Source organism: Curvibacter sp. EU05-FHT14A10 (genome assembly GCF_058791075.1).
Map to the genome: position 1 here is coordinate 77,073 of NZ_JBYTDE010000010.1, position 25,488 is coordinate 102,560.

24 protein-coding genes are annotated in these 25,488 nt (G+C 65.7%); 20 read left to right on the forward strand and 4 right to left on the reverse strand.

All coding sequences use genetic code 11. The annotated features are described in order from the left end of the window. Positions 1–17: 17 nt before the first annotated feature. From AC3WUT_RS19300 to AC3WUT_RS19310, 3 genes are read right to left on the reverse strand one after another with little or no spacing between them, the layout of a single operon-like run. Entirely contained in the window at positions 18–2,051 is a 2,034-nt protein-coding gene (locus AC3WUT_RS19300; protein ID WP_492348708.1) for a transglutaminase TgpA family protein, read from the reverse strand. A 14-nt stretch (positions 2,052–2,065) separates the two neighbouring features. Continuing rightward, complete coding sequence (locus AC3WUT_RS19305; RefSeq protein WP_492348709.1) at positions 2,066–3,079, reverse strand: DUF58 domain-containing protein; 1,014 nt, start codon at positions 3,077–3,079, stop codon at positions 2,066–2,068. Then, on the reverse strand, positions 3,076–3,996 hold the full coding sequence (locus tag AC3WUT_RS19310; RefSeq protein WP_492348710.1) for an AAA family ATPase: 921 nt from the start codon (positions 3,994–3,996) through the stop codon (positions 3,076–3,078). Before AC3WUT_RS19310 ends, AC3WUT_RS19305 begins: the two co-directional genes overlap by 4 nt. A 45-nt stretch (positions 3,997–4,041) precedes the next feature. Between AC3WUT_RS19310 and AC3WUT_RS19315 the strand changes: the two genes are divergently transcribed. The 9 genes from AC3WUT_RS19315 to AC3WUT_RS19355 all read left to right on the forward strand — a co-directional run bounded on the left by AC3WUT_RS19315 (position 4,042) and on the right by AC3WUT_RS19355 (position 12,697). Next, complete coding sequence (locus tag AC3WUT_RS19315) at positions 4,042–4,995, forward strand: histone deacetylase family protein (RefSeq protein ID WP_492348711.1); 954 nt, start codon at positions 4,042–4,044, stop codon at positions 4,993–4,995. Positions 4,996–5,011: 16 nt separating this feature from the next. Beyond that, positions 5,012–5,815: an enoyl-CoA hydratase gene (locus AC3WUT_RS19320; protein ID WP_492348712.1), complete on the forward strand. Its 804-nt coding sequence runs from the start codon at positions 5,012–5,014 to the stop codon at positions 5,813–5,815. A 7-nt stretch (positions 5,816–5,822) separates the two neighbouring features. After that, positions 5,823–7,124, forward strand: a complete 1,302-nt coding sequence (locus AC3WUT_RS19325) for a mechanosensitive ion channel family protein (RefSeq protein WP_492348713.1) — start codon at positions 5,823–5,825, stop codon at positions 7,122–7,124. Between the two features lie 37 nt (positions 7,125–7,161). Then, positions 7,162–7,488 carry a helix-turn-helix transcriptional regulator gene (locus tag AC3WUT_RS19330; RefSeq protein ID WP_492348714.1) on the forward strand — a complete coding sequence of 109 codons (327 nt, stop codon included), beginning with the start codon at positions 7,162–7,164 and terminating at the stop codon, positions 7,486–7,488. Positions 7,489–7,717: 229 nt separating this feature from the next. Continuing rightward, a complete protein-coding gene (locus AC3WUT_RS19335; RefSeq protein ID WP_492348715.1) occupies positions 7,718–8,467 on the forward strand; it encodes an electron transfer flavoprotein subunit beta/FixA family protein in 750 nt (249 codons plus the stop codon). A gap of 2 nt (positions 8,468–8,469) precedes the next feature. Beyond that, positions 8,470–9,402: an electron transfer flavoprotein subunit alpha/FixB family protein gene (locus tag AC3WUT_RS19340; RefSeq protein ID WP_492348716.1), complete on the forward strand. Its 933-nt coding sequence runs from the start codon at positions 8,470–8,472 to the stop codon at positions 9,400–9,402. Positions 9,403–9,483: 81 nt separating this feature from the next. Beyond that, positions 9,484–11,274, forward strand: a complete 1,791-nt coding sequence (locus AC3WUT_RS19345; protein WP_492348717.1) for an acyl-CoA dehydrogenase — start codon at positions 9,484–9,486, stop codon at positions 11,272–11,274. An 89-nt stretch (positions 11,275–11,363) separates the two neighbouring features. After that, positions 11,364–12,320: an NAD(P)H-dependent flavin oxidoreductase gene (locus AC3WUT_RS19350; RefSeq protein WP_492348718.1), complete on the forward strand. Its 957-nt coding sequence runs from the start codon at positions 11,364–11,366 to the stop codon at positions 12,318–12,320. Positions 12,321–12,445: 125 nt separating this feature from the next. Next, on the forward strand, positions 12,446–12,697 hold the full coding sequence (locus AC3WUT_RS19355) for a helix-turn-helix transcriptional regulator (RefSeq protein WP_492348719.1): 252 nt from the start codon (positions 12,446–12,448) through the stop codon (positions 12,695–12,697). Here AC3WUT_RS19355 and AC3WUT_RS19360 read toward each other — a convergent pair. Beyond that, a complete protein-coding gene (locus AC3WUT_RS19360; RefSeq protein WP_492348720.1) occupies positions 12,688–13,290 on the reverse strand; it encodes a 2-hydroxychromene-2-carboxylate isomerase in 603 nt (200 codons plus the stop codon). The two genes, AC3WUT_RS19355 and AC3WUT_RS19360, sit on opposite strands and share 10 nt — an antisense overlap. A 183-nt stretch (positions 13,291–13,473) precedes the next feature. Here AC3WUT_RS19360 and AC3WUT_RS19365 point away from each other — a divergent pair, with 183 nt between their 5' ends. The 11 genes from AC3WUT_RS19365 (at position 13,474) to AC3WUT_RS19415 (ending at position 25,441) form a co-directional block, all read left to right on the forward strand. After that, positions 13,474–14,214: an SDR family oxidoreductase gene (locus AC3WUT_RS19365; protein ID WP_492348721.1), complete on the forward strand. Its 741-nt coding sequence runs from the start codon at positions 13,474–13,476 to the stop codon at positions 14,212–14,214. 306 nt (positions 14,215–14,520) lie between these two features. After that, entirely contained in the window at positions 14,521–18,072 is a 3,552-nt protein-coding gene (locus AC3WUT_RS19370; protein WP_492348722.1) for an indolepyruvate ferredoxin oxidoreductase family protein, read from the forward strand. A 47-nt stretch (positions 18,073–18,119) separates the two neighbouring features. Next, complete coding sequence (locus tag AC3WUT_RS19375) at positions 18,120–18,557, forward strand: MaoC family dehydratase (protein ID WP_492348723.1); 438 nt, start codon at positions 18,120–18,122, stop codon at positions 18,555–18,557. A 127-nt stretch (positions 18,558–18,684) separates the two neighbouring features. Then, positions 18,685–19,638 carry a LysR substrate-binding domain-containing protein gene (locus tag AC3WUT_RS19380; protein ID WP_492348724.1) on the forward strand — a complete coding sequence of 318 codons (954 nt, stop codon included), beginning with the start codon at positions 18,685–18,687 and terminating at the stop codon, positions 19,636–19,638. Positions 19,639–19,880: 242 nt separating this feature from the next. Further along, complete coding sequence (locus tag AC3WUT_RS19385) at positions 19,881–21,353, forward strand: 2-hydroxymuconic semialdehyde dehydrogenase (protein WP_492348837.1); 1,473 nt, start codon at positions 19,881–19,883, stop codon at positions 21,351–21,353. A 2-nt stretch (positions 21,354–21,355) separates the two neighbouring features. After that, positions 21,356–21,757, forward strand: coding sequence for a RidA family protein (locus AC3WUT_RS19390; protein ID WP_492348725.1), 402 nt, complete (start codon positions 21,356–21,358; stop codon positions 21,755–21,757). Then, positions 21,754–22,551: a 2-keto-4-pentenoate hydratase gene (locus AC3WUT_RS19395; protein WP_492348726.1), complete on the forward strand. Its 798-nt coding sequence runs from the start codon at positions 21,754–21,756 to the stop codon at positions 22,549–22,551. Before AC3WUT_RS19390 ends, AC3WUT_RS19395 begins: the two co-directional genes overlap by 4 nt. 50 nt (positions 22,552–22,601) lie before the next feature. After that, positions 22,602–23,375, forward strand: coding sequence for a 2-keto-4-pentenoate hydratase (locus tag AC3WUT_RS19400; RefSeq protein WP_492348727.1), 774 nt, complete (start codon positions 22,602–22,604; stop codon positions 23,373–23,375). 50 nt (positions 23,376–23,425) lie between these two features. Next, positions 23,426–23,875, forward strand: a complete 450-nt coding sequence (locus tag AC3WUT_RS19405) for a RidA family protein (RefSeq protein ID WP_492348728.1) — start codon at positions 23,426–23,428, stop codon at positions 23,873–23,875. After that, the gene (locus AC3WUT_RS19410; RefSeq protein ID WP_492348729.1) at positions 23,868–24,452 is read left to right on the forward strand and encodes a 3-hydroxyanthranilate 3,4-dioxygenase; all 585 of its coding nucleotides are present in this window, start codon (positions 23,868–23,870) and stop codon (positions 24,450–24,452) included. Before AC3WUT_RS19405 ends, AC3WUT_RS19410 begins: the two co-directional genes overlap by 8 nt. Then, positions 24,449–25,441, forward strand: a complete 993-nt coding sequence (locus AC3WUT_RS19415) for an amidohydrolase family protein (protein ID WP_492348730.1) — start codon at positions 24,449–24,451, stop codon at positions 25,439–25,441. The genes AC3WUT_RS19410 and AC3WUT_RS19415 overlap by 4 nt, the downstream gene beginning before the upstream one ends. Positions 25,442–25,488: the final 47 nt, after the last annotated feature.

Consider the following 25,488-nt stretch of genomic DNA (forward strand, 5'->3'; position numbering starts at 1 on the left):
GCTGGCGCGCCGTGTCCTCAGGTGGGGCGGGGCGGCCAGTTCAACTGCCTGAGTTGCTGCTCCAGTTTTTTCAAGGGGACTGCCATGCGCGGCGCACCCGTCGATGCCGGTGCGGCATAACGCAGCCGCTCCAGTTGCAACAGCCAGTCGTTCAGGGCCTGCCCGGCCGGGCCCCAGTGCGCCAGGGCCTGCTGGCCCAGGGCGCGCGGTGTGGTCACGCCCGTGGCTGGCAGGCCGTGGACATGGGCCAGGGCCTGGGCTCGGTGCAGCAGGCGCAGCCACGGATCATGCTGGCGGCGGTCCCACAACTGCCAGCCACTGGCGCCCAGGGCGGCCGCGGCCAGCAGGCCGCCCAGGAGCATGGCCAGGTCTTCCCAACTGGGGGCTTCGAAGCCCAACTGGCGCAGCAGGTCAAGCTGGCGCCCCTGGGTGTAGTTGAGCACCCATTGGTTCCAGCGGTTGTTGGTGGCGTCCCAGATGCCACGCAGGCTTTGCATCAGCCCGGGGCTCATGGTCACCAGAGCGTTCGCCACCAACCCGCGCGGGGCCACCAGGCGTTGCATCGATCCGACGCGCCCAGGGGCGATGGCCGCGGTGGGGTCGACGCGCACCCAGCCCCGCCCCTTGAGCCAGACCTCTGACCAGGCATGCGCATCGCTCTGGCGCAGGGTCCAGTAGCCATCGAGCGGGTTGCGCTCGCCCCCCTGGTAGCCAGTGACCACGCGCGCCGGGATGTCGAGCGCCCGCATCAGCACCACGAACGATGAGGCCACGTGCTCGCAAAAGCCGGCCTTGCGGTCGAACCAGAATTCGTCGGCGGTGTCGCGCCCATACAGGCCGGGCTCCAGGGTGTAGCTGTAGCCGCCAGTGGCCAGGCGGTTCAACACCTGCTGGACCAGGGCCGCGTCGTCGGCCCCGGCCAGCTTCGGGTCGCGACGCATTTCACTGGCCAGTTGCAGGGTGCGCGGGTTGTAGCCAGCGGGTAGCTCGGTCTCCTGTCGCAGCAAAGGGTCGTTGGCCGCGGGGCCGTAGCTGAACTCGGGGTAGGCCACGGCCTGGTAGCGCAGCAACTCGGTGACGGGGCGCGCCATCACCCATTGCAGCTCGGGGGTGGCATAGGCGACCTGAGGGCCCAGGCGGGGCGCCTCGGCGGTCGCATCCAGGGTCAGCAGCCAGGGGCGGTTGTTGGGCTCCAGGGTCATTTCGTAGGGCACCGGCGTGCCCTGGGTCTTCAGGCTGGCGGGGGGGCGTCGGTAAAGCACCTGGTTCATCAGGTCTTCTGGCTGACGCGGCCTCCACTCGCGGCCATCAAAGTTCGAGAACACCGGCCCACGGAAGTAAAGCTGCCTTTGCTCCGGGGCGGCGCCGTTGGCGTTCAAGAAGCGCAGTCGGAAGGCAATGGCATCGTCCAGCGCCAGTTCGGTCACGTCGCCCACGCTCATGCGTGAGGACAGGCCGCTGCGGGCGCCTTGGGCGTCGGCCGGCAGACCCCACAGTGGCGCCACCCGTGGGAACAGCAGGAACAGGGCGACCATCACGGGCGCGCCCCAGGCCGTCATGCGCAGTGCCAGGCCGGCCGAGGTGGCCAGGGGCGGGCGGCCTACCGGCAGATTGGCATTGATGAGGGCGGTGAGCAGCCCCAGCAGGCCCAGCAACATGGCCAGCGCCACCAGCAGACTCTGAGAAAAGAAGAAGTGGGTCAACAAGGTGAAGAAACCCAGGAAGAACACCACAAAGGCGTCCCGCCGGGCCCGCATTTCCAGCGTCTTGAGTGCCAGCAGAGCCACCACCAGGGTGACCCCCGCGTCGCGTCCGAGCAAGGTCTTGTGGCTCCAGAAGGTGCCCGTCATGGCCAGCAGCAGCAGGCCCATCAGCCACCAGCGGGCCGGCAGTGGGCGGGCATGCCAGGCCAGCCAGCCACGCCAGCCCAGCGTCAGGCAGACCATCAGCAAGGTCCAGGCTGGCAGGTTGCTGGCGTGCGGCAGGACCACCCAGGCGACCACAGCCAGCAGAAAAAGGGTGTCGCGGCTGTCGCGCGGCAATTGGGACATGGGGAGTGGGTGCTTCAGCACAGGGCCAGGGCCTCCAGGCATTGTTGGCGGTGGGCCGGGCCCGTGCCGGGCGGGATCTCCCTCTGGGGCAGTCGCAGCCCGAAATTCAGGCCCAGGGTGTCGGCGGCCAGCACCCAGGCGCACAGCCTGGACCATCGCGCCTCGGGCGGCAGGGCGGTCAGGCTGGCGTGGTCCAGCCACAACTCGTGCAAGGGGGCCGGCGCACTGTCTCGGCTGACCAGGGCCGCCGAGCCCGTGGCCAGCGCCGTGGCCGCCTTCTTCCAGACCACCTGCCGCATCGGGTCGCCCCGCCGATAGGTGCGCACGCCGTCGAACTCCTGGCCGCGGGTCAGGCCGGCCGCCAAGGCTGGGGCCTGGTCTCGGGCCTGGCCCGGGGGCAGCGGGGGAGGGGCCGCCTCCGGTTGCGGGTACACCAGCACTTGTGCGGCCGGCCGCCAGATCGTCCAGACTCTGAAAGTGCCCAGGGGAAAACGGGTCTCCGCGCTGAGGACCGGCACCCGTTGCAGACCGCGCTGCCGTGGGCAGAAGGCCAGGTGCAGCACGCTTTGGCCTTGGGCCGGTACATCGGTCCACACCCAGTCGGCGCTGTCCAGCACGGCCAGTCCGATGCCGTGGCGAGCGGTTTTGCGGGGGTTGTCCAGCACCACTTCCAGGGTCTCGGCCTGACCGCAGAACGTCGGGGCCGGGGGCTGCAGGCGCATCGACAGGCCGCTCAGGGTGGCGTGGCCGACATGCATGCCTGCCACGGCACAACCGGCCAGCAAAAACGTCAGCAGGTAGCCCAGATTGAGTTGGTAGTTGATCGAGGCCAGCAGCAGGATCAGCAGGGTGGCCGCCAGCATCCAACCGGGTCGCGTGGGCAGGATGTAGACGTTGCGTTGGCTCAGCGTCATCAGATCGCTCAAGGGCAGGCGCCCCTGCCACCAGCGCCTGAATCGGGCCCGGGCCTGGCTGGCGGGGTTGAATCGGGCCCAACCGCCCGGCAAGGCTGCCTGGGGGGTGCTCATGGCAGCGGCACGGCCTCCAGCAGGGCGCGCACCTGCTCAAGGGCGCCCCGGCCGGAGGAGGTTACCGGCACCAGGCGATGGGCCGTGGTCTGCGGCAGCACGGCCTGCACGTCGTCAGGGGCCACATAGTCGCGGCCGCAGAGCAGGGCCTGGGCCTTGGCCGCGCGCAGCAGGGCCAGACCGGCGCGCGGCGACAGGCCCTGCAGGAACCAGCGGCCGTTGCGGGTGGCCGCCAGCAGGTCTTGCACATAGTCGAGCAGGGAGGGGGCAGCATGCACCGCCAGCACCTGTTGCTGCAGCGATTGCAGCTCTGGCAATGTCAGCAAAGGTTGCAGTTGTTCCAGCAGGTCGCGGCGGTCCTGCCCCGCCAGCAACGCTCGTTCGGCATCGCGCTCGGGGTAGCCGAGCGAAATTCGCATCAGAAAGCGGTCCAACTGCGATTCGGGCAGGGCATAGGTGCCCAGTTGGTCGTGCGGGTTCTGGGTGGCAATCACGAAGAACGGGGCGGGCAGGGGGCGGGTCTGGCCTTCGACCGTCACCTGCCGCTCTTCCATGGCTTCCAGCAGGGCGCTCTGGGTCTTGGGGCTGGCGCGGTTGATCTCGTCGGCCAGCAGCACCTGGGCGAATACCGGGCCCGGGTGGAAGACGAAATCCTCGCGCCCGCGCTCGTAGATCGATACGCCGGTCAGGTCGCTGGGCATCAGGTCGGAGGTGAACTGCACGCGCGCAAACTGCAGGCCCAGGGTGCGGGCCAGGGCATGGGCCAGCGTGGTCTTGCCCACGCCCGGAACGTCCTCGATCAGCAGGTGTCCACCTGCCAAAAGGCAGGCCAGGCTGTCCTGAATCTGGGCGGGTTTGCCCGCAATCACCGTGTTAAGCTGATCTTGCAGCGCCTTGAGTTTTTGCTGAGTGTGCATGGCCCGAGACGTTATCCCAAAAATATGAGAGACACGAGATCGCCTGTGAACAAAACCGGTTACTACACCCACCGTGACTGCTGGAAACACGAGATGGGCCATGATCACCCAGAATGCCCGGCCCGGCTGGACGCCATCGAGGATCGCCTGTTGATGACGGGCGTCGGTGATGCGTTGGACCGGCGTGAGGCCCCGACTGCCGCCTTGGCCGATGTGGAGTTGGCGCACGACCGCATGCACATCGCCGCCTTGCGGGGGCTGACCGATCGCCTGGTCGACGAAATCCAGGCCGGGGGCCCGCCGCACGCCCAACTGGACCAGGACACCAGCATCAATGCCTTCACCTGGCAAGCCGCCTTGCGCTCGGCTGGTGCCGCCCTGGCGGCCACCGACGCCATCATGGCCGGCGAGCTCGAGAACGCCTTCTGCGCCGTGCGCCCGCCGGGCCACCACGCCTGCCGCGACAAGGCCATGGGCTTCTGCTTCTTCAACAATGTGGCCATCGCGGCCCGTTACGCCTTGGAGCGCTACCGACTGCAGCGCGTGGCCATCGTCGACTTTGATGTGCACCATGGCAATGGCACCGAAAACATCCTCTCCGGTGACCCGCGGGCCCTGATGGTGAGCTTCTTCCAGCACCCGTTCTACCCCTATTCGGGAGACCAGCACCCGGCCGAGAACATGCTCAACATCCCCGTGCCGGCCTACACCCGCGGCATGGACCTGCGCGAGATCATCGAGATGATGTGGATTCCGCGGCTGGAGGCCTTCAAGCCCGAAATGATCTTCATCAGCGCCGGCTTTGACGCCCACCGCGAAGACGACATGGGCCAACTGGGCCTGACCGAGCAAGACTTTGCCTGGATCACCCTGCGCGTCAAGGACATTGCGCGCCGCTTCTCCAAGGGCCGGATCGTGTCCTGTCTGGAGGGGGGCTACAACCCGGCCGCCCTGGCGCGCAGCGTCGAGGCGCACGTGCGCGTGCTGGCTGACCTCTGAGCCTGGGGCCCATCACATGCCTGACACCCCGCAGCCCAGCCTGCTGCTCACCCGGCGCGATGCCCGCGGTGTGCTGACCCTGACCCTGAACCAGCCGGAGCGCTTCAATGTGCTCAGTGAGCCGATGCTGATCGCTTTGCAGGCCGCGGTGGACGCGGCCGCTGCCGACGAAGGCCTGCGTGTGCTGGTGCTGGCGGCCACTGGCCGGGCCTTTTGCGCGGGCCATGACCTCAAGGCCATGGCGGCACCCGGCCTGGCGCAGGCTGACCACCAGGCCTTGTTCGACCGCTGCAGCCGCTTCATGTTGTCTTTGCAGCGCCTGCCGGTGCCCGTGCTGGCGCGGGTGCAGGGCATGGCCACGGCGGCGGGCTGCCAGTTGGTGGCCCAATGCGATCTGGCGGTGGCCAGCACCGAGGCCAGCTTTGCCACCAGCGGCATCCGCTACGGCCTGTTCTGTGCCACCCCCAGTGTGCCGCTGGCACGCAATGTGTCGGCCAAGAAGGCGCTGGAGATGCTGTTCACTGGTGATTTCATCGACGCCCGCGAGGCCTTGGCCCAGGGCTTGCTCAATCGGGTGGCCCCGCCAGCGGAACTCGATGCGGTTTTGGAGACTCTGGTGCAAGGCCTGCTGCAAAAGCCGCGGGCCGCGCTGGCCATGGGCAAGGCCTTGTTCTATCGCCAGCGCGAAGCCGGTGTCGAGGCCGCCTACCAGTTGGCGGCCCAGACCATGGCCCTCAACATGATGGACCCGGATGCCCAGGAGGGCGCACGGGCTTTTGCCGAGAAACGGGTGCCCCGCTGGGCACCACAGGGAGATTGAAGCGTTGATGGATTTATTGGACAACCTGCAGGCCGAGTTCCAGACCTCGCGTGCCTGGATCGAATTGACCTGTCTGCTGGGCAGCCTGGTCGTGGCCTTTGGGATTTCATTCTGGGCCGGCCGGCGGGCGCGGGGCGCCGGTGACTCCGTCTGGTTTGGCCGCCGCACCCTGGACGGCCTGCTCTTCCCTGCGCTGGCGCTGGCCCTGGTCTACGCAGCCAAGGCCGTGGTGGCCCACCATCAAAGCGTCTTTCTGCTCAAGATCGCGATCCCGGTGCTGGTCTCGCTGGCCGTGATCCGCTTTTTTGCCCGGGTGCTGTCGGCTGCCTTCCCGGAGTCGGGGGCCATGCGCCTGGTCGAGCGACTGTTTTCGTGGGTGGCCTGGTTGGCCGCGGTGCTTTGGATTGTTGATCTGCTGCCTTCGGTACTCGAAGAACTGGACGCCATCCACCTGGCCTTTGGCAAGACCTCGATCAGTCTGCGCACCCTGATCGAGGGCTGCCTGAGCTCGGGTCTGGTGCTGGTGGTGGCCCTGTGGGTCTCGTCCACCCTGGAGCGCAAGGTGTTGAGCCATGCCATCAGCGACCTGTCGATGCGGCGGGTGGCCGTCAATGCCATGCGGGCGGTGCTGCTGCTCATGGGCTTGCTGTTCGCCTTGTCGGCCGTGGGGGTCGACCTGACGGCGCTGTCGGTGCTGGGCGGTGCGGTGGGGGTGGGGCTGGGCTTCGGCCTGCAGAAGCTGGCGGCCAACTACGTGAGCGGTTTTGTGATCTTGCTGGAGCGCTCGCTGCGCATCGGTGACAACGTGCGGGTCGACAGCTTCGAGGGCAAGATCACCGACATCAAAACCCGCTACACCTTGCTGCGCGCCACCAATGGACGCGAATCCATCGTCCCCAACGAAACCATGGTGTCGCAGCGGGTCGAGAACCTGTCGGCGGCCGACCTGCGATTCAACATCACGACCAATGTGGTGGTGGGCTATGACAGCGACGTGAGCCTGGTGCAACAGATCCTGTGCGATTCGGCCAAGGCACAGCCACGGGTGCTGGCCGATCCGGCGCCGGTGGCCTACTTGGTCAATTTTGCGCCTGACGGGCTGGAGTTCAGCCTGCACTTCTGGATCAATGATCCGGCCAGTGGACAGGTCAATGTCCGCTCCGCCGTCAACCTGGCCATGCTGGCGGGTCTGCGCGCGGCGCAGGTCGATATCCCCTATCCGCAGCGGGTGCTGCGGGTGCAAGGCCCCGAGGTCGCCGCGCTGGTGCCCGTTGCTGCGGCGGCGCCAGCGCCGGTGTCTGGGGGTTGAGCCCATCGCGGGCACTCGATCCATCAGGAGGTTTCTCATGAACTCAGGTCAACGCCTGCGCGAAGAGCGCGAACGGCTGGGCTTCAGCCAGAATGACTTTGCCGCCCTGGTGCCGGTCACCCGCAAGACCATGTTCAACTGGGAGTCGGGGGCGGGCCATGTGGCTACCGAAGCCCTGGCGGTCTGGGCTCGCTCGGGCCTGGACGTGTTGTATGTGGTCACTGGCGAACGCCTGCCGCAAAAAGACTCGATGCCAGGCCCGCGTCAGCAGGCCTTGCTGAGGCAATTTGATGCAGCAGACGAAACCGGCCGCCGGGCCATCGAAGCCGCCGCCGCCCAGGCCACGGCGACCCCATCCCATTGATCGGGGCCTGCCAGGCCTCCTTCTGAAAGCCCCTTCAATCTGCGCTGGTGATTGACGTAACGTCAATCTTCCCCTTGTATAATCCGAAAAAAGCACGGTCGTACTTTTTTGTGCTTGCCGCGATGGTGTCTCGAATTCGAGGACCATCTCTGTCAATCGACGTTGTGCCGCATAGAATCATCTGGTTTACGTGCACGTCAATTCAACTAATCAATTTGGAGCCGCAGCAATGAAGGTTTTGGTCCCCGTCAAACGCGTGGTGGACTACAACGTGAAGGTCCGGGTGAAGTCGGACAACACGGGTGTGGACATTGCCAACGTGAAGATGAGCATGAACCCCTTTGACGAGATTGCCGTCGAAGAAGCGGTGCGCCTGAAGGAAAAAGGCGTGGCCACCGAGGTGATCGCGGTGAGCTGCGGCGTGGCCCAATGCCAGGAGACCCTGCGCACGGCCATGGCCATCGGCGCCGACCGGGCCATCCTGGTCGAGACCGATGCAGAACTGCAGCCCCTGGCGGTGGCCAAGCTCTTGAACGCCCTGGTGGCCAAAGAGCAGCCGGGCCTGGTCATCCTGGGCAAGCAGGCGATCGACGACGACGCCAACCAGACCGGCCAGATGCTGGCGGCCTTGGCCGACCTGCCCCAGGCCACCTTCGCCAGCAAGGTTGAAGTGGCGGGCGACAAGGTCAACGTCACGCGTGAAATCGACGGCGGCCTGGAGACCCTGAGCCTGTCGATCCCGGCTGTGATCACCACCGACCTGCGCCTGAACGAGCCGCGCTATGTGACGCTGCCCAACATCATGAAGGCCAAGAAGAAGCCGCTGGAGACCGTCAAGCCCGAAGACCTGGGTGTGGACGTGAGCCCGCGCCTGAAGACCCTGAAGGTCAGCGAGCCGCCCAAGCGAGGTGCGGGCGTGAAGGTGGCCGACGTGGCCGCCCTGGTGAACAAACTGAAAACTGAAGCCAAGGTGATCTGAACATGACCGCACTCGTAATTGCAGAACACGACAACGCGACCATCAAAGGCGCCACCCTGAACACCGTGACCGCCGCGCTGCAGGCTGGTGGCGACGTGCACGTGCTGGTGGCCGGCCACAACGCAGGCGCTGCCGCTGCAGCCGCTGCCCAGATCGCCGGTGTCAGCAAAGTCATCCACGCCGACAGCGAAGCCCTGGCCCACGGCCTGGCCGAGAACGTGGCCGCCCAAGTGCTGGCCATGGCAGCCAACTACAGCCACATCCTGTTCCCTGCCACCGCCGGTGGCAAGAACGCCGCCCCGCGCGTGGCGGCCAAGCTCGACGTGGCGCAGATCAGCGAAATCAGCAAGGTCATCAGCGCCGATACCTTCGAGCGCCCGATCTACGCGGGCAACGCCATCGCCACCGTGCAAAGCGCCGACGCCACCAAAGTCATCACCGTGCGCACCACGGGCTTTGACGCGGCGGCGGCCACGGGCGGCAGCGCCGCGGTGGAAACCATCGCAGCCCAGGCCGACAGCGGCAAGAGCGCCTTCGTGGGCAGCGAGATCGCCAAGAGCGACCGCCCCGAGCTGACGGCGGCCAAGATCATTGTGTCGGGTGGCCGTGCCTTGGGCAGCAGCGAGAAGTTCAACGAAGTGCTGACCCCGCTGGCCGACAAGCTGGGGGCCGCCCTGGGTGCCAGCCGCGCGGCGGTGGACGCGGGCTACGCGCCCAACGACTGGCAGGTGGGGCAGACCGGCAAGATCGTGGCGCCGAGCCTGTACGTGGCCTGCGGCATCTCGGGGGCGATCCAGCACCTGGCGGGGATGAAGGACAGCAAGGTGATCGTGGCGATCAACAAGGACCCGGAGGCACCGATCTTCAGCGTGGCCGACTATGGCCTGGAGGCGGATCTGTTTGTGGCCGTGCCTGAACTGATCAGCGCTCTGTGAACTGAGGCCCAGGGCCCTTTTTGACAACAAGCCAAATGGGCATCGTTCGCGATGCCCTTTTCATATCCGGAGATGAACCCCATGAGTTACACCGCCCCCCTGAAGGACATGCTGTTCAACATTGAACACCTGGCCAACATCGAACAAGTCTCGCAGATCCCTGGTTTCGAGGAGGCCGGCCTGGAAACGGCCCAGGCCGTGCTCGAAGAATGTGCCAAGCTCAACGAGGGCGTGATCGCCCCCTTGAACTGGGACGGCGACAAGAACCCGTCGAGCTGGAAGGACGGTGTGGTCACCACCACCCCGGGCTTCAAGGAGGCCTTCAAGCAATACGCTGAAGGCGGTTGGCAAGGCTTGCAGCACCCGGTCGATTTTGGCGGCCAAGGCCTGCCCAAGACCATTGGCGCGGCCTGCACCGAGATCCTCAACTCGGCCAACATGAGCTTCGCCCTGTGCCCCTTGCTGACCGATGGCGCGATCGAAGCCCTGCTGACGGCGGGCAGCGATGAACTCAAGGCCATCTACCTTGAAAAGCTGGTGTCGGGCCAATGGACCGGCACCATGAACCTGACCGAGCCCCAGGCCGGCTCGGACCTGGCCCTGGTACGCACCCGCGCCGAGCCGCTGCCCGATGGCACGTACAAGATCTTTGGCACCAAGATCTTCATCACCTACGGCGAGCACGACATGGCCGAGAACATCGTGCACCTGGTGCTGGCCCGCGTGCAGGGCGCACCTGAAGGCGTGAAGGGCATCAGCCTGTTCGTGGTGCCCAAGTTCATGGTGAATGCCGATGGCTCGCTGGGGGCGCGCAACGACGTGCATTGCGTGAGCATTGAGCACAAGATGGGCATCAAGGCCAGCCCCACGGCGGTGCTGCAATACGGAGACCACGGCGGCGCCATCGGCTACCTGGTGGGCCAGGAAAACCGCGGCCTGGAGTACATGTTCATCATGATGAACGCGGCCCGCTATGCCGTGGGCATGCAGGGCATTGCGGTGGCCGAGCGCGCCTATCAAAAGGCCGTGCAATACGCCAAGGACCGCGTGCAAAGCCGCCCGGTGGACGGCAGCCTCAACGCCAGCGCGGCCATCATCCACCACCCCGATGTGAAGCGCATGTTGATGACCATGCGCGCCTACACCGAAGGCTGCCGTGCCATGGCCAGTGTGGCCGCCGCCGCCTACGACGCGGCCCACCACCACCCCGACGCCGACACCCGCAAGGTGAATGCAGCCTTCTACGAATTCATGGTGCCGCTGGTCAAGGGCTACAGCACCGAGATGAGCCTGGAGGTCACCTCGCTGGGGGTGCAGGTGCACGGCGGCATGGGCTTCATCGAAGAGACCGGCGCGGCCCAGTACTACCGTGATGCCAAGATCCTGACCATCTATGAAGGCACCACCGCCATCCAGGCCAATGACCTGGTGGGGCGCAAGACCGCGCGCGATGGCGGCCAGACGGCCAAGGGCATTGCCGCCCAGATCGAGCAGACCGAGGCCGCCTTGCTGTCTAGCGGCACCGACACGGCTGCCGTGGTGGCGAAGCGCCTGAAGGCCGCCCGCCTGGCATTCCTGGACGTGGTCGACTTTGTGGCGGGCAACACCAAGGCCTCGCCCAATGCCGTGTTTGCCGGCTCGGTGCCCTACCTGATGCTGGCCGGCAATGTGGTGGCCGGCTGGCAACTGGCCCGTTCGCTGCTGGTGGCGCAAGACCTGCTGGCCCAGGGCCAGGACGAGGCCTTCATGCGCAGCAAGATCAGCACAGCCCGCTTCTATGCCGACCACCTGCTGAGCAAGGCTTCTGGCCTGCGCGACAGCATCGTGGAAGGTGCTGACAGCGTCACCGCGCTGGCACCGGAAGCCTTCTGATCGGATGGGCCGCGCTGTCCCGAAACGGACAGTGCGGCCGACCTCCCGCCCGTCAAAATTCGCGCAGACCCATCCTGGAGACAAAACACATGTCGAAACTGCCTCCGGCGCTCGCCAACCGGCCTTTCCCGGTCATCGGCTCGCCGCTGTTCATCATCAGCAACCCCAAGCTTGTCATCGAGCAGTGCAAGGCCGGCGTGATCGGCTCGATGCCGGCGCTCAATGCCCGCCCAGCCGCCCAACTGGACGAGTGGCTGGCCGAGATCACCGAGGCCCTGGCGGCCCACAACAAGGCCAACCCCGACAACCCGGCCGCCCCATTCGCCATCAACCAGATCGTGCACAAGAGCAATGATCGCCTCGATCACGACATCGAGATGGTCATCAAGTACAAGGTGCCGGTGATCATCACCTCGCTGGGGGCCCGCACCGATGTGAACGAAGCCATCCACAGTTATGGCGGTGTGGTGTTGCACGACATCATCAACAACGCCTTTGCCCACAAGGCCATCGAGAAGGGCGCTGACGGCCTGATCGCGGTGGCGGCAGGTGCCGGTGGCCATGCCGGTACCAAGAGCCCATTTGCGCTGATCCAGGAAATCCGCCAGTGGTTCGACGGCCCCGTGGCGCTGTCGGGTTCGATCGCCTCGGGCGGGGCCATCCTGGCGGCTCAGGCCATGGGCGCCGATTTCGCCTACATGGGCTCGGCGTTCATCGCCACCGAAGAGGCGCGCGCGGCCGAAGCCTACAAACAGGCCATCGTCGACGGCAACTCGGACGACATCGTCTACAGCAACCTGTTCACCGGTGTGCACGGCAACTACCTCAAGCCCAGCATCCGTGCCGCCGGCCTGGACCCCGACAACCTGCCCGAGAGCGATCCCAGCAAGATGAACTTTGGCGGCGACGCCAAGAAGGCCTGGAAGGACATCTGGGGCTGTGGCCAGGGCATTGGTGCCATCAGCAAGGTTCAGAAGACCGCGGACCTGGTCGCCCAGCTCAAGCGCGAGTACGCCGAGGCCAAGGCCCGCCTGCTGGCCGCCTGATGGCCCGCCGCAAGGCGTTGGCACACCCACCCGCTGCGGCGGGTTTTTTTTCGCCCGAGGTACAGCGGGATCGCCCATGACGGCACAATGCGCAGCCTTTGTCATTTGAGTGCTGGAGCTCACCCATGAACCTGATCGCCGAACTGCAAGCTGCCCGCAAACGCCAGGGGCTCAAACAGCAGGAGCTGGCCGAGCAGGCAGGGCTGTCGCGCATGACGGTGCAACGCATCGAGTCGGGCGCCATCGACCCTCGCCTGAGCACCTTGGCCGAAATGGCCAGGGTGCTGGGGCTGCAGCTGGTGGCCGTGGCCTCGGAACAGCCCCATCCGCTGGTGGCCGCACCAGGTGCCCCCATCGTTGACGAGGGTCAGGCCTGAGCTGTCTGCAGGGCCGCCCGGATGAACTCAAGCCGGTCTTGTCCGAAGAACATCTCTTCGCCGACAAAACAGGTGGGCGCACCGAACACGCCGCGTCGCACGGCCTCGTCGGTGGTGTTCTTCAGTTGGGCCTTGACCTCGGCATCCGAGCACCAGGCCAGCACCTGATCCGCATCGAGCCCCGCGCCCGACAGCAGCTCGACCACCACGGCGGCGTGGCTGAGGTTGAGGCCCCGCACCCAGATGCCCTCGAACACGGCCTTCAGGTAGGCCTGCAGCTGTTCGGGCTGGTGCATCACAAAGCCGGTGGCCGCCCGCATCAGCATCAGGGTGTTGATCGGAAAGAAAGGGTTGCGCTGCAAGCTCACCCCGTAGCGCAGGGCGTAGCGCGCCAGGTCGTGGAACACATAAGCCCCCTTGGCCGGCACGGTGGCCGGCGAGGCGTTGCCGGTGGCCTGGAACACGCCGCCCAACAACATCGGGCGCCATTGCAGTTGGGCGCCGGTCTCGGCAGCCAGGGTGGGCAGCTGCGTCCAGGCCAGGTACGAGGCCGGGCTGCCCACGTCGAAAAAGAACTCCACTGTGCGACCCATGTTGTCTCCGAAGTCAGGTTGGGCGGATCGCTCACCGTAGGCAGGTGGGTGCAGGGTGTCAAGGCGGCCATCCCTGAGTGTCTCGCGCCAGGGTGACAGCGGCGGGCTTGCCGGCACGGCCGCCTTGCAGGCAAGATCGTTACCAGGCCGGTCACGGCACCCACCCTCCATGGAGATTCCGGTATGACGCAGACACAGCAGCCACGCGGCGTGGCCTTGGTGATCGGTGCGGGCGACGCCACAGGCGGCGCCATTGCCAAGCGCTTTGCCCGCGAGGGCTACATCAGCTGCGTCACGCGCCGCACTGCTGACAAGCTGCAGCCTCTGGTGGACGCCATCCGTGCCGACGGTGGCCAGGCGCACGGTTATGCCAGCGATGCCCGCAAGGAAGACGAGGTGCAGGCCCTGTTTGAACGCATCGAGGCCGAGCATGGGCCCATCGAGGTGCTGGTGTTCAACATCGGCGCCAACGTGCCCTGCAGTGTGCTGGATGAAACCGCCCGCAAGTACTTCAAGATCTGGGAGATGGCCTGTTTCAGCGGCTTCCTGAACGCCCAGGCCGCCGCGCGCCGCATGGTGCCGCGCGGGCGTGGCACCATCTTGTTCACCGGCGCCACCGCCGCCTTGCGCGGTGCGGCGGGCTTTGCGGCCTTTGCAGGGGCCAAGCACGCCTTGCGGGCGCTGGCCCAAAGCATGGCGCGTGAGCTGGGTCCGCTGGGCATCCATGTGGCCCATGTGGTGGTCGATGGTGCCATCGACACCGAATTCATCCGCAGCAACTTCCCCGAGCGCTACGCCCTGAAAGCGCAGGACGGCATCCTCAATCCCGAGCACATCGCTGACAACTACTGGCTGCTGCACCAGCAGCCACGCGATGCCTGGACCTTCGAGTTGGACCTGCGGCCCTACATGGAACGCTGGTAGGCCTGGGCAGGCGCAAGCCCCCACCTGAGCGGTGGCGGCGGGCTGTGAGCGCTCCAAGGCAGGGCGGCATCAGCTATTCACAACGGGCATACATCGCTCGGAGTTTTTCATTATTCAGGGCGCAAGGCCCTGGCTAAAGTGGCCGCGCACCGCTGCTGCCGGTCGTGCGGGCCTGCACGGACGTCTCCAGCGGAGAGCTGTCGCCCGGGTGTGTCTGTTTGCGTGAGCCCGGAGCAGCTTGGCTGCGTCATCGGCCCCTGTGCCGATCCCATCCCTGTGTGCCCGTTCCATCTAGAGAGTCGATTCATGTCTGCGAAGCAAGACCCCAACAGTCCGTTCATCCGAGAAGAAGGCGTCGTTCACCTGGGGGGCATTGACGCCCTGGTGCGATTGACGCTGGACCAGATTCGCACCGACCAGCGCCGCGGCCTGCGCACCGGCATGTTCGTGTCGGGCTACCGGGGCTCGCCGGTCGGCATGCTGGACGCCGCGTTGATCAAGCGGCAAAAGCTGCTGCTGGAGCACAACATCCGTTTCGTCGACGGCCTCAACGAAGACCTGGCGGCCACGGCGGTCTGGGGGACCCAGATGCTGGGCGCTGTGGGCCAGGAGAAGTTCGATGGTGTCACCGGCCTCTGGTACGGCAAGGCCCCGGGGGTGGATCGCAGCGGTGACGCGCTCAAGCACGCCAACTACACCGGCATGGGCAAGAACGGCGGGGTGCTGGCCGTGGTGGGGGACGACCCCAGCTGCAAGTCGTCGTCATTGCCCAGCCAAAGTGAGCCCATGTTGTTCCACCTGGGCATGCCTGCGCTGTACCCGGGCACCGTGCAGGACATCCTGGATCTCGGCTTGCATGGTTACCAGATGTCGCGCCTGTCTGGTTTGTGGGTGGGCCTCAAGATGGTCACCAATGTGGCTGATGGCAGCGGCAGTGCCGAAGTCTCGCCCGAGCGCCTGAACTTTCAGCTGCCCGACCTGGAGTTCGATGGCGTGCCTTTCACGCCGCGCATGAACCTGGGCATGAACGTGCGGGCCGAGGCCCTGGAGATGGAGCACTCGCTGTACACGCAGCGCCTGGAACTGGCCAAGCGCTACGCGAGGGTGAACAAGCTCAACAACGTGGTGCTGCCCAACCGGGACGCGTGGCTGGGCATCATGACGGCAGGCAAGACCTACAACGACCTGATGCAGGCCCTGCGCGAGATGGGGCTGGACGAGGCGGCCTTGAAGCGGCACGGCGTGCGCATTCTCAAGATGGGCATGTTGTTCCCCATGGAGCCCACCATCGTGCGCGAGTTCGCCGAGGGTCTGGAAGAGCTGTTCGTGATCGAAGAGAAGCGTCCGTTCCTGGAGATGTTTGCCAAGAACGTGCTGTACGGAAGCGCACGTGCCCCTCGCATCGTCGGCAAGTTCGATGAGCAGGAGCAGCCCTTGTTGCCGCCGGGCGGCGAGTTCGAATCCGACGTGATCGCCCGCGCGCTCTACAAGCGCCTGTCGCAGAAGGCGCGCATTGAATCGGCCGAGGCGTGGCTGCATCGCCTGGATGCGATTCACCTGCGCGACGATCCCGACACCGCAGGCCGCACCGCCTGGTTCTGTTCGGGCTGCCCGCACAACAGTTCGACCGTGGCCCCGGATGGCAGCGTGGTGTCGGCGGGCATCGGCTGCCACACCATGGCCATGTGGATGGACCGCAACGTGGTCATGGGCACGCACATGGGGGCCGAAGGCGCGCAGTGGATCGGCATGGCGCCGTTCACCGAGGTGCCGCACATTTTCCAGAACATGGGCGACGGCACCTACTTCCACTCCGGTAGCCTGGCCCTGCGCTACACCGTGGCAGCCGGCGTCAACATCACCTACAAGCTGCTCTACAACGCCCACACCTCCATGACGGGGGGCCAGGACATCCAGGGCAGCCACCCGGTGGCCAACGTGGTGTCCGAGTTGCTGGCCAACGGCGCCACCCAGGTGCTGATCACCACCGATGACCCGTCCAAGTACAACGGCGTGGCCTTGCCCGGCGGCACCGAGGTCTGGCACCGCGATCGCCTGGATGAGGCCCAGCGCACCCTGGCGGCCGTGCCTGGCACCACCGTTCTGATCCATGACCAGGAGTGCGCTGCCGAATTGCGCCGCCTGCGCGGGCGTGGCCAACGGCCCGAACCGGCGGAAAGCGTGGTCATCAACGAGCGGGTGTGTGAAGGCTGTGGCGATTGTGGCGAGCAGTCCAACTGCATGAGCGTGGAGCCCATCGAGACGGACTTCGGTCGCAAGACGCGCATCCACCAGGGCTCGTGCAACAAGGACTTTTCCTGTGTCGACGGCTTCTGCCCCTCGTTCCTGACCGTCACCCCTGCGCCCGAAGCGGCGGGGGCTGCGCCCGTGAAGAAAAAGAAGAAGGGTCGCATCCCGGCCATGGAGCATGCGTTGCTCGAACCCGAACTCAAGGTGCGGGGCGACTTTGGTGTGCACATCATGGGCATTGGCGGAACCGGCTCGGTCACGGTGGCCTCCACCATCGCCAACGCGGCCCGCATCGAGGGCAAGCATGTGATCGGGCTGGACCAGACCGGCCTGGCGCAAAAGGGTGGGGCCGTGATCTCGGACCTGAAGATCACGGCAGCACCGTTCCAGGGCGCCAACAAGATCAGCGATGGCTGTGCCGATCTGTACCTGGGCTTTGACATCCTGAACGCCACCGACCCCAAGAACCTGGACAAGTGCCATCCTGAGGTCACGGTGGCCGTGGTCTCGACCACCCGTACCCCCACCGGGCAGATGGTGTCCGACCGCCATGTCCAGTTTCCCGAACTGGACCCCTTGATGCAAGGCATCCAGCGTGTCAGCCGAGCCGCTGACAACGTCTTCCTGGATGGTCAGGGCCTGGCCGAAGGCCTGTTTGCCGACAGCATGGCCACCAACATCTTCATGGTGGGCGTGGCCTACCAGGCCGGTGCCTTGCCCTTGGAGGCCGCCTCGATCGAGGCGGCCATCGTGCAGGCCGGCGTGGCCGTCGACATGGGGCTGGCTGCTTTCCGCTGGGGCCGTCTGGCCGTGAGCCGCCGTGATCTGGTAGAGGCCGAGATTGCTCGCCTCAACCCCGTGGCAACTGCGGGCAGCGTGGTCACTTTGCACCGCCCGGCCCGCTTGAGTGCAAGCGCCCAGAAGATGGTCGATGCCTGTGGTGCCGATGGCGAGCTGCTGCGCCTGCTGCAGCGCCGGGTGCCCGAGCTGATCGACTACCAGAACGAGGCCTATGCCCGCCGATACACCCAGTTCGTGCGCCAGGTGGCCGACCTGGAGCGCCATGCCCTGCCGGGCAGCACCCTGATCGCCGAGGCCGTGGCGCGCAACCTCTACAAGCTCATGGCCTACAAGGACGAGTACGAGGTGGCCCGCCTGCACACCGCACCCGAGTTCCTGGCCCGCCTGGAGTCCGAGTTCAAACCCGGCCACCGCCTGCAGTTCCACCTGGCCCCACCGCTGCTGTCCAAGCGTGACCCGGTGACGGGCCATCTGATCAAGCGAGCCTACGGCCCCTGGGTGTTGACCGCCTTCAAATGGCTGGCCCGCTGCAAGGGCCTGCGCGGCGGCGTGCTGGATATCTTCGGCAAGACCGAAGAGCGTCGTCAGGAGCGGCAACTCATCGAGGACTACTGCCGACAGATGGTGGATGTTCTGAGCCGCCTGCGTCGGGACAACTTCGACACGGCCTTGAAGCTGGCCCAACTGCCTGATGCCATCCGTGGTTATGGCCATGTGAAGCACCGCAACCTCGAAGCCGCCCGCGCAGAACAGTCGCGTCTGCTTGCCGCGTTCAACCAGCCTGCACCACTGCGCCGCGCCGCCTGACGGGCGCGGGGTGTGTCCTCTGATCTCCTATCCATCGAAAGCCATCCATGAATGACCTCCAAGGCCATGATTTTGAAGACCTGCAGGCGGGCATGAGTGCCAGCTTTGCCAAGACCATCACCGAGGCCGACATCGTCCTGTTTGCCGGTGCCTCGGGCGACAACAACGCCATGCACATCAACGAGGAGTTCGCCAGTGCCACGCCTTTCAAAGGCCGCATCGCGCATGGCATGCTCACGGCCAGCGTGATCTCGGCGGCCATTGCCGGCAAGTTGCCCGGCCCGGGCACGATCTACCTCTCGCAAAGCCTGCGTTTCAAGGCTCCAGTGCACCCTGGCGATACGGTCAAAGCCACCGTGACTGTCAAGGAATTGTTTCCCGAGAAACGACGAGTGAGCTTGACGACTGTCTGCACGGTTGCTGGCAAGGTGGTGATTGAGGGGGAGGCGCTGGTCATGCCCACGGCACGCCAGCAGGCCACCTGATCGCCAGAGGGGGGCTCAGCCCCTAGCATTTGCTTACCCGGTCCGTACAGGACGCCTCTAAGCTGCCGAGCCACTGCGCCGCAGTGTCTGTCTATTCCGGGCAGCTCCATTCAAGAGGTCATGCACGATGCGGAACTTCAAACAGTCGCGCCTGTCTTTGGCGCGCTCCCTCAAACTCTCCCAACTGGTGGTGTTCGAGGCCGTGGTGTCAGCAGGCTCGATTCTGGCCGCCTCGCGCGAGTTGGCCCTGACCCAGCCTGCTGTCAGCAAGTCCTTGCACGAACTGGAGCGTTACCTCGACCAGGACCTGTTCGTGCGCAGCAAGAAGGGCGTGGCCCTGACCGAGTTCGGGCGCCTGTTCGAGCGCCATGCCCGCACCATGCTGCTGGAACTGCGCTGCCTGTCCGATGGGCTCAATGCCTGGCAGATGGGGGTGTCGGGCCACGTGGTGGTGGGCACGTTGATCACCGCCTCGGCGGTGTTGGTGCCCGAGGCCATCCACCGCCTGCGCGGAGGGGCGCCCGATGTGGAGGTCGAGGTGCGGGTGGGCACCAACACCACGCTCTTTCCAGCCTTGGCCCGGGGCGATCTGGACGTGGTGGTGGGTTACCTGCCGCGCGACAACGATGTCCTGCCCGGTGTCCTGCATCCCGACCGCCTGCAACATCAGACCCTTTACGACGAGGCACTGTGCGTGGTCGTCGACAGACAGCATCCGCTGGCCGCACGGCAGGGCCTCACCCTGCGTGAGCTGCATGACCAGGAGTGGATCCTGCCCACCCCCGATTCAGTGGCCTACGGCGCTGCCTGCGCCATGTTCGACAGCGAGAAGCTGCCCTTGCCGGCGCGGGTGGTGTATTCGGTGTCGGTGCTCACCAACATGGGCTTGCTTCGTCGGCGACCCATGGTGGCCTTGATGCCGCAACTGGCGGCCCAGCGCTTCGAGGAGACGGGCCTGCTGTCGCGGCTTTCGCTGGGCCCGCTTGAGGCCTTTGCCACCGTGGGCTACAGCGTCTCTTCGCATCGCCAGCCCAGCGCTGCGTGCCAGCGTTTCATCGAGGCCTTGCGCGCCTCGGTCTGAGTGCCGCCTGCCCCGACTCGAGGGTGGCGGCCGGCGCCAGCCTGAATCCCTCATGGCATCGATCTGATCTCAAGGCGTCCACCGGCCTGCGCAGGCCACGCTGAATGCCTCGGACGTGGGGCGGGTTTTCCGCTATTCCCGGGCGCTATAGATCGCGTCTTTGTTTTCATTATCCAAAGCGCGGTCTGCTCCCTACAGTGCCTCCCAGTTTCACGTCGGAGGTTTCTTTGTCCTACCCATTCATGCTGCCAGCCTCGCTGGACTCCCTGCGCAATTACGTCGATGGTGAGTTCGTCTCCACCGAGCGCCAGTTCGACAACATCAGCCCTTTGCATGGGCGCCTGCTGGGCCGAGTCCATGAAGCCGATGCGGCCCTGGTCGACCGTGCGGTACAGGCGGCCCGCAAGGCGCTGGAGGGCCCCTGGGGGCACAGCACGGTCGATGAGCGCGCCGCCTGGTTGCACAAGGTGGCCGATGTCATCGAACGCCGCTTCGACGAGTTCGTCGCGGCCGAGGTCGCCGATACCGGCCGCCCCGTGACCCAGGCCCGCAACCTGGACGTGTTCCGCGCGATTGCCAACCTGCGCACCTTCGCCGACCTGGGCAAGGTCGCCCACGGCGAGTGCTTTGAAAGTCGCACCGCTCAAGGCGAGGCCTTGCTCAACTACACCGTGCGCAAGCCGCTGGGTGTGGTGGCCAGCATCTCGCCCTGGAACCTGCCCATCCTGTCGATGACCTGGAAGGCCGCACCGGCGCTGATCTGTGGCAACACCCTGGTGGTCAAGCCCTCCGAAGAAACCCCCTCGTCGGCCACCTTGCTGGCCGAGGCCTTCCATGAGGCCGGCGTGCCCCCGGGTGTGTTCAACCTCGTGCATGGCTTTGGCGCCAATTCGGCCGGGGCCGCGATGTCGGCCCACCCGGGCATCGACGGCATCACTTTCACAGGCGAATCGCGCACCGGATCGACCATCATGAAGGCTGTGGCCGACGGGGTGAAAGAGGTGTCGTTCGAACTGGGTGGCAAGAACGCCGCCATCGTGTTTGCCGACTGCGATTTCGACGCGGCAGTGGAGGGGGTGCTGCGCTCTTCCTTTGCCAACACCGGACAGGTCTGCCTGTGCTCGGAGCGGGTGTATGTCGAGCGTCCGATCTTCGATCGCTTTGTGCAGGCCCTGAAGGCTGGTGCCGAGAAGCTGCGCATTGGCTACCCCGACGAACCCGGTGTGGACATGGGCTCACTGATCTCGCACAAGCATCGGGCCAAGGTGCTTTCGTACTTCAAGCTCGCCGTGGAGGAGGGCGCCAAGGTGGTCACAGGCGGCGGCATTCCTCATTTCGGCGACGAGCGCGATGACGGTGCCTTCATTCAGCCCACCATCTGGACCGGTCTGCCCGACACGGCCCGTTGCGTGCGCGAAGAGGTGTTCGGACCGGTGTGTCACATCGCGCCGTTCGACACCGAAGAAGAGGTGATGCGCCGAGCCAACGACTCCAACTACGGCCTGGCCGGCACTCTGTGGACGACCAATCTGCAGCGCGCCCACCGCGTGGCACGCCAGTTCGATACCGGCATCGTGTGGGTCAACACCTGGTACGTGCGGGATCTGCGCACTCCGTTTGGTGGCACCAAGCTGTCAGGGCTGGGCCGTGAGGGTGGACGCTGGTCGCTCGATTTCTACTCTGAAGTCAGCAACATCTGCATCAAGGTGGGCTGAGCATGCAGCGGCAGAACCTCAGTTCGCCGCGCTTGGCGGCGCCGCGCTTTCGCTACACGCCCTGCGTGAAGGTGGGACCGCTGGCCTGGCTGTCGGGCATGGTGGCCCTGGATCCCGCCACGGGCCAACTGGTGCCAGGGGGCGTGGGCCCCCAGACCCAGCGCATCTTCGACAACCTCGCGTTGGCCTTGCCGGACTACGGATTGCACATGGCCGATCTGTGCGTGGCACGCCTCTACACCACGGTGTTCGAGGAGTTCGGTGCCATCAATGAAGTCTGGGAGCGCCAGTTCGCCAACCTCACACCGCCGGCCCGCACGGCCTTGGGTGTCACCCACCTGCCCCTCGGGGCTCTGGTGGAAATCGAATTCTGTTTTTACCCCGCCTCAGGAGGGCTGTTGTGAATCCCACTTTGAAAGCCGTTGCGGACCTGCTCTGGTCCGCGGAGCAAACCGGTGAGGCCGTGGCCCCGGTGCGTGAACAAATCGAGCAGGGCGCCCAGGGGGGCGATGTGCTGCAAGCAGCCTACCAGGTCCAGCAGGACCTGACCCAGCGTCGACTGGACGCCGGCGGGCGCCTGGTCGGGCGCAAGATCGGCCTGACCTCGGTGGCGGTGCAACGCCAACTGGGCGTGGACTCGCCCGATTTCGGCGCCCTGTTTGCCGACATGGCCGTGGGTGATGGCGAAGAGATCGGCTGGTCGCGCCTGCAGCAACCCAAGATCGAAGCCGAGATCGCCCTGGTGCTGGGCCGGGACCTGCCGCACAGCCGTCACACCGTGGCCGACCTGATCAACGCCACGGCCTATGCCCTGCCTGCGCTTGAAGTGGTCGGCAGCCGCATCCGCAACTGGGACATCCGGCTGGCCGACACGGTGGCCGACAACGCGTCCTCCAGCCTGTTTGTGCTGGGCACCCGGCCCGTCAAGCTGAGCCGCCTGGAGCTGGCTGATTGCGGCATGGTGATGGAGCGCCGTGGTGATCAGGTGTCGGTGGGCGCGGGCTCGGCCTGCCTGGGCAACCCGCTCAATGCCGCCGTCTGGCTGGCCAATGTGATGGCGCGCATGGGCACGCCCCTGCGCGCGGGCGACGTGCTCATGACCGGTGCATTGGGGCCCATGGTGCCGGTGCAGCGCGGTGATGTGTTCACGGCCCACATCGAAGGCCTGGGGTCGATCCGCGCCGTGTTCGAACGATGAGCACCGGCCGTCACGCCACCCCCAGCCCCCAAGGAATTCAGAGAACCGACATGAACAAAATCGACAGCTTCGCCGCCGTCCTGGATGACGCGGCCCACCATGCCCATGATGTGCAGCAATTTCCGGCAGGGCAATTTGACCTTGCTGAAGCCTATGCCATCCAGCGCGCCTCGATTGATCGCCGGGTGGCGCGTGGCGAGCACCGCGTCGGCATCAAGCTGGGCTTCACCAGCCGGGCCAAGATGGTCCAGATGGGGGTGGACAACCTGATCTGGGGCTGGCTCACCAACACCATGCTGGACGAAGACGGCGGTGTGGTCGACCTGAAGCGATTCATCCATCCCCGCGTGGAGCCCGAGGTCTGCTTTCTGACCCGCCGCACCATCGATGCCCCCCTGACGGCACTTGAGGCCGCGGATTACCTGGAGGCCGTGGCGCCGGCGATGGAGATCATCGATTCGCGCTACCGCAACTTCAAGTTCACCCTGGAAGACGTGGTGGCCGACAACTGCTCGTCGGCGGGTCTGGTGGTCGGGGCCTGGAGCCGCGATTTCTCTGGCCTGCCCAATGCCGGTGTGCGCATGCAGTTTGATGGCCGCGATGTGCAGGTGGGCTCCACGGCCGCCATCCTGGGGCATCCGCTGCGTTCCATCGTGCAGGCCTCACGCCTGCTGCACCAGTCGGGCCTGAGCCTGCCTCCGGGCTCTTTGATCATGGCTGGCGCCGCCACCGCGGCCGAAGCACTGACACCCGGCTTGCACGTGCAGTGCCGCATCGGCAGCGGCGCAAGCGCCCTGGGTCAGGTGGCTTTCAGCACCCGCTGAAGACCGCCATCGGGCCCATCCAGAACAACAGACTCACAGGAGACAAGCACATGACTTCAGGTGCACAGGTGGTGGCCGGCAAGGCCACACCGCGAGGCCGCTTTCCCCACCTCAAGCGGGCCGGCGATTTCATCTACGTATCAGGGACCAGCTCACGCCGGCCCGACAACAGTTTCGAGGGTGTCCAGGTCGACCCGATGGGGGTCACGGCGCTGGACATCCGGGCCCAGACCCGGGCCGTGATCGAGAACATCCGCGACATCCTGAAAAGTGTCGGGGCTGGGCTCGCAAACGTGGTCGAGACCCAGGTCTTCCTCGTGAACATGAACGATTTCGGTGGCTTCAACGAAGTCTGGGCCGAGTATTTCGACTACGACGGGCCCACCCGCACCACCGTCGCAGTGCATCAGTTGCCACATCCCCACCTGCTCATCGAGATCAAGGCTGTGGCGTATCACCCCAGTGCCCCACAACAAACCAAGGAGACTCAAGATGTTTGAAATGAAATACGGCATGCCCCTGAACTTTGGCCAATGGCTGGGCGAACACAATCACCTGCTGCGCCCCCCGGTCGGGAATGCCCAGATCTGGCCTGATTCCGATTTCATGGTGACCGTGGTGGCCGGCCCCAATGAGCGCAGTGATTTTCACGACGATCCGGTGGAAGAGTTCTTCTACCAGTTCAAGGGCAACGCCTTCATCATCATCTGGGACCGGGACCGCTATGAGCGCGTCACCCTCAACGAGGGCGATGTGTTCCTGATGCCTCCGCACGTGCTGCACTCGCCTCAGCGGCCCGATGCAGACAGCCGTTGCCTGGTGGTGGAACGGCGCCGTCCGGCGGGCGAAGCCGACGCCTTGCAATGGGGTTGTGCAGCCTGCGGAACCTTGATCAAGCGCTATGAGATGCAACTGCAGAGCATCGTGGCCGACCTGCCGCCGGTGTATGAGCAGTTCTATGCCACGCCTGATGCCGAGCGTGTGTGCCCGAAATGTGGTCTGCAGCATCCGGGCCGTGACTTCAAGACCTGGCACCAGGACATCGCCAAGTCGTCTCACGCAAAGGTGTACGCATGATCGATATGCACGCCCATTTCTTCCCGCCGATCAGCGCTGATCAGGCCCGCGCCATGGCGCCCGAACGGGCCCCTTGGCTGGCTGTCGATGAGGGCGGACGGACCGGGCAGATCATGCTGGGTGAGAAGCCTTTCCGGCCGGTCTACCAGGCGCTGTGGGACCCTGGCTATCGGGTTCAGGAGCTGGATCAGCAAGGCATTGCCATGCAGCTCGTGTGCGCCACCCCGGTCATGTTCGGGTATGCCTGGCAGGCCCAGCGGGCGGCAGACTGGGCAGCGCGCATGAACGACATGGCGCTGGCCTTTTGCGCACCGCATCCAACGCGCCTGAAGCCGCTGGCCCAGGTGCCCCTGCAAGACCTGGAGGCCGCCTGTGCCGAGGCCTCGCGCGCCATGCAGGCCGGCTGCGTGGGCATTCAGATCGGCAACCACCTCGGGGACAAAGACCTCGACGATGAGCAACTGGTCGAGTTCCTGATCCATTGCGCCGAGCAGGACATCCCGGTGCTGGTCCACCCCTGGGACATGATGGGAGGCGACAAGCGCATGCAGAAATGGATGCTGCCCTGGCTGGTGGCCATGCCGGCCGAAACCCAGCTGGGCATGCTCTCCCTGATCATGTCGGGCGCCATGGAGCGCATTCCCGAGTCGCTGAAGATCTGCTTTGCCCATGGCGGTGGCAACTTCGCCTACGGTCTGGGTCGGGTCGACAACGCCTGGGAGCACCGCGACATCGTGCGCAAGGATTGCCCGCGCAAGCCTTCGGAATACGCACGGCGCTTTCACGTCGACAGCGTGGTGTTCAACCCGGGGGCCCTGCGCCTGCTGGTCGATGTGATGGGCGCAGACCGTGTGATGCTGGGCTCTGACTACCCTTTCCCCCTGGGTGAGCAAGACATTGGCAGCCTGGTGCGTGGGGTGGACTTCCTGACCCCCGCGCAGCGTCAAGGCATCCTGCGCGACAACGCTCAGGCCTTCTTCAAGCTGTGATGGCGGCCGGGGGGGGGGGGGGGGGGGGGGGTGGGGGGGGGGGGGGG

What these genes read in the sequence shown, in the direction of transcription:
- AC3WUT_RS19300 (WP_492348708.1), bottom strand. Translation starts at nt 2,051, where the DNA reads ATGTCCCAATTGCCGCGCGACAGCCGCGACACCCTTTTTCTGCTGGCT.
- AC3WUT_RS19305 (WP_492348709.1), bottom strand. Translation starts at nt 3,079, where the DNA reads ATGAGCACCCCCCAGGCAGCCTTGCCGGGCGGTTGGGCCCGATTCAAC.
- AC3WUT_RS19310 (WP_492348710.1), bottom strand. Translation starts at nt 3,996, where the DNA reads ATGCACACTCAGCAAAAACTCAAGGCGCTGCAAGATCAGCTTAACACG.
- AC3WUT_RS19320 (WP_492348712.1), top strand. Translation starts at nt 5,012, where the DNA reads ATGCCTGACACCCCGCAGCCCAGCCTGCTGCTCACCCGGCGCGATGCC.
- AC3WUT_RS19325 (WP_492348713.1), top strand. Translation starts at nt 5,823, where the DNA reads ATGGATTTATTGGACAACCTGCAGGCCGAGTTCCAGACCTCGCGTGCC.
- AC3WUT_RS19330 (WP_492348714.1), top strand. Translation starts at nt 7,162, where the DNA reads ATGAACTCAGGTCAACGCCTGCGCGAAGAGCGCGAACGGCTGGGCTTC.
- AC3WUT_RS19335 (WP_492348715.1), top strand. Translation starts at nt 7,718, where the DNA reads ATGAAGGTTTTGGTCCCCGTCAAACGCGTGGTGGACTACAACGTGAAG.
- AC3WUT_RS19340 (WP_492348716.1), top strand. Translation starts at nt 8,470, where the DNA reads ATGACCGCACTCGTAATTGCAGAACACGACAACGCGACCATCAAAGGC.
- AC3WUT_RS19345 (WP_492348717.1), top strand. Translation starts at nt 9,484, where the DNA reads ATGAGTTACACCGCCCCCCTGAAGGACATGCTGTTCAACATTGAACAC.
- AC3WUT_RS19350 (WP_492348718.1), top strand. Translation starts at nt 11,364, where the DNA reads ATGTCGAAACTGCCTCCGGCGCTCGCCAACCGGCCTTTCCCGGTCATC.
- AC3WUT_RS19355 (WP_492348719.1), top strand. Translation starts at nt 12,446, where the DNA reads ATGAACCTGATCGCCGAACTGCAAGCTGCCCGCAAACGCCAGGGGCTC.
- AC3WUT_RS19360 (WP_492348720.1), bottom strand. Translation starts at nt 13,290, where the DNA reads ATGGGTCGCACAGTGGAGTTCTTTTTCGACGTGGGCAGCCCGGCCTCG.
- AC3WUT_RS19365 (WP_492348721.1), top strand. Translation starts at nt 13,474, where the DNA reads ATGACGCAGACACAGCAGCCACGCGGCGTGGCCTTGGTGATCGGTGCG.
- AC3WUT_RS19370 (WP_492348722.1), top strand. Translation starts at nt 14,521, where the DNA reads ATGTCTGCGAAGCAAGACCCCAACAGTCCGTTCATCCGAGAAGAAGGC.
- AC3WUT_RS19375 (WP_492348723.1), top strand. Translation starts at nt 18,120, where the DNA reads ATGAATGACCTCCAAGGCCATGATTTTGAAGACCTGCAGGCGGGCATG.
- AC3WUT_RS19380 (WP_492348724.1), top strand. Translation starts at nt 18,685, where the DNA reads ATGCGGAACTTCAAACAGTCGCGCCTGTCTTTGGCGCGCTCCCTCAAA.
- AC3WUT_RS19385 (WP_492348837.1), top strand. Translation starts at nt 19,881, where the DNA reads ATGCTGCCAGCCTCGCTGGACTCCCTGCGCAATTACGTCGATGGTGAG.
- AC3WUT_RS19390 (WP_492348725.1), top strand. Translation starts at nt 21,356, where the DNA reads ATGCAGCGGCAGAACCTCAGTTCGCCGCGCTTGGCGGCGCCGCGCTTT.
- AC3WUT_RS19400 (WP_492348727.1), top strand. Translation starts at nt 22,602, where the DNA reads ATGAACAAAATCGACAGCTTCGCCGCCGTCCTGGATGACGCGGCCCAC.
- AC3WUT_RS19405 (WP_492348728.1), top strand. Translation starts at nt 23,426, where the DNA reads ATGACTTCAGGTGCACAGGTGGTGGCCGGCAAGGCCACACCGCGAGGC.
- AC3WUT_RS19410 (WP_492348729.1), top strand. Translation starts at nt 23,868, where the DNA reads ATGTTTGAAATGAAATACGGCATGCCCCTGAACTTTGGCCAATGGCTG.
- AC3WUT_RS19415 (WP_492348730.1), top strand. Translation starts at nt 24,449, where the DNA reads ATGATCGATATGCACGCCCATTTCTTCCCGCCGATCAGCGCTGATCAG.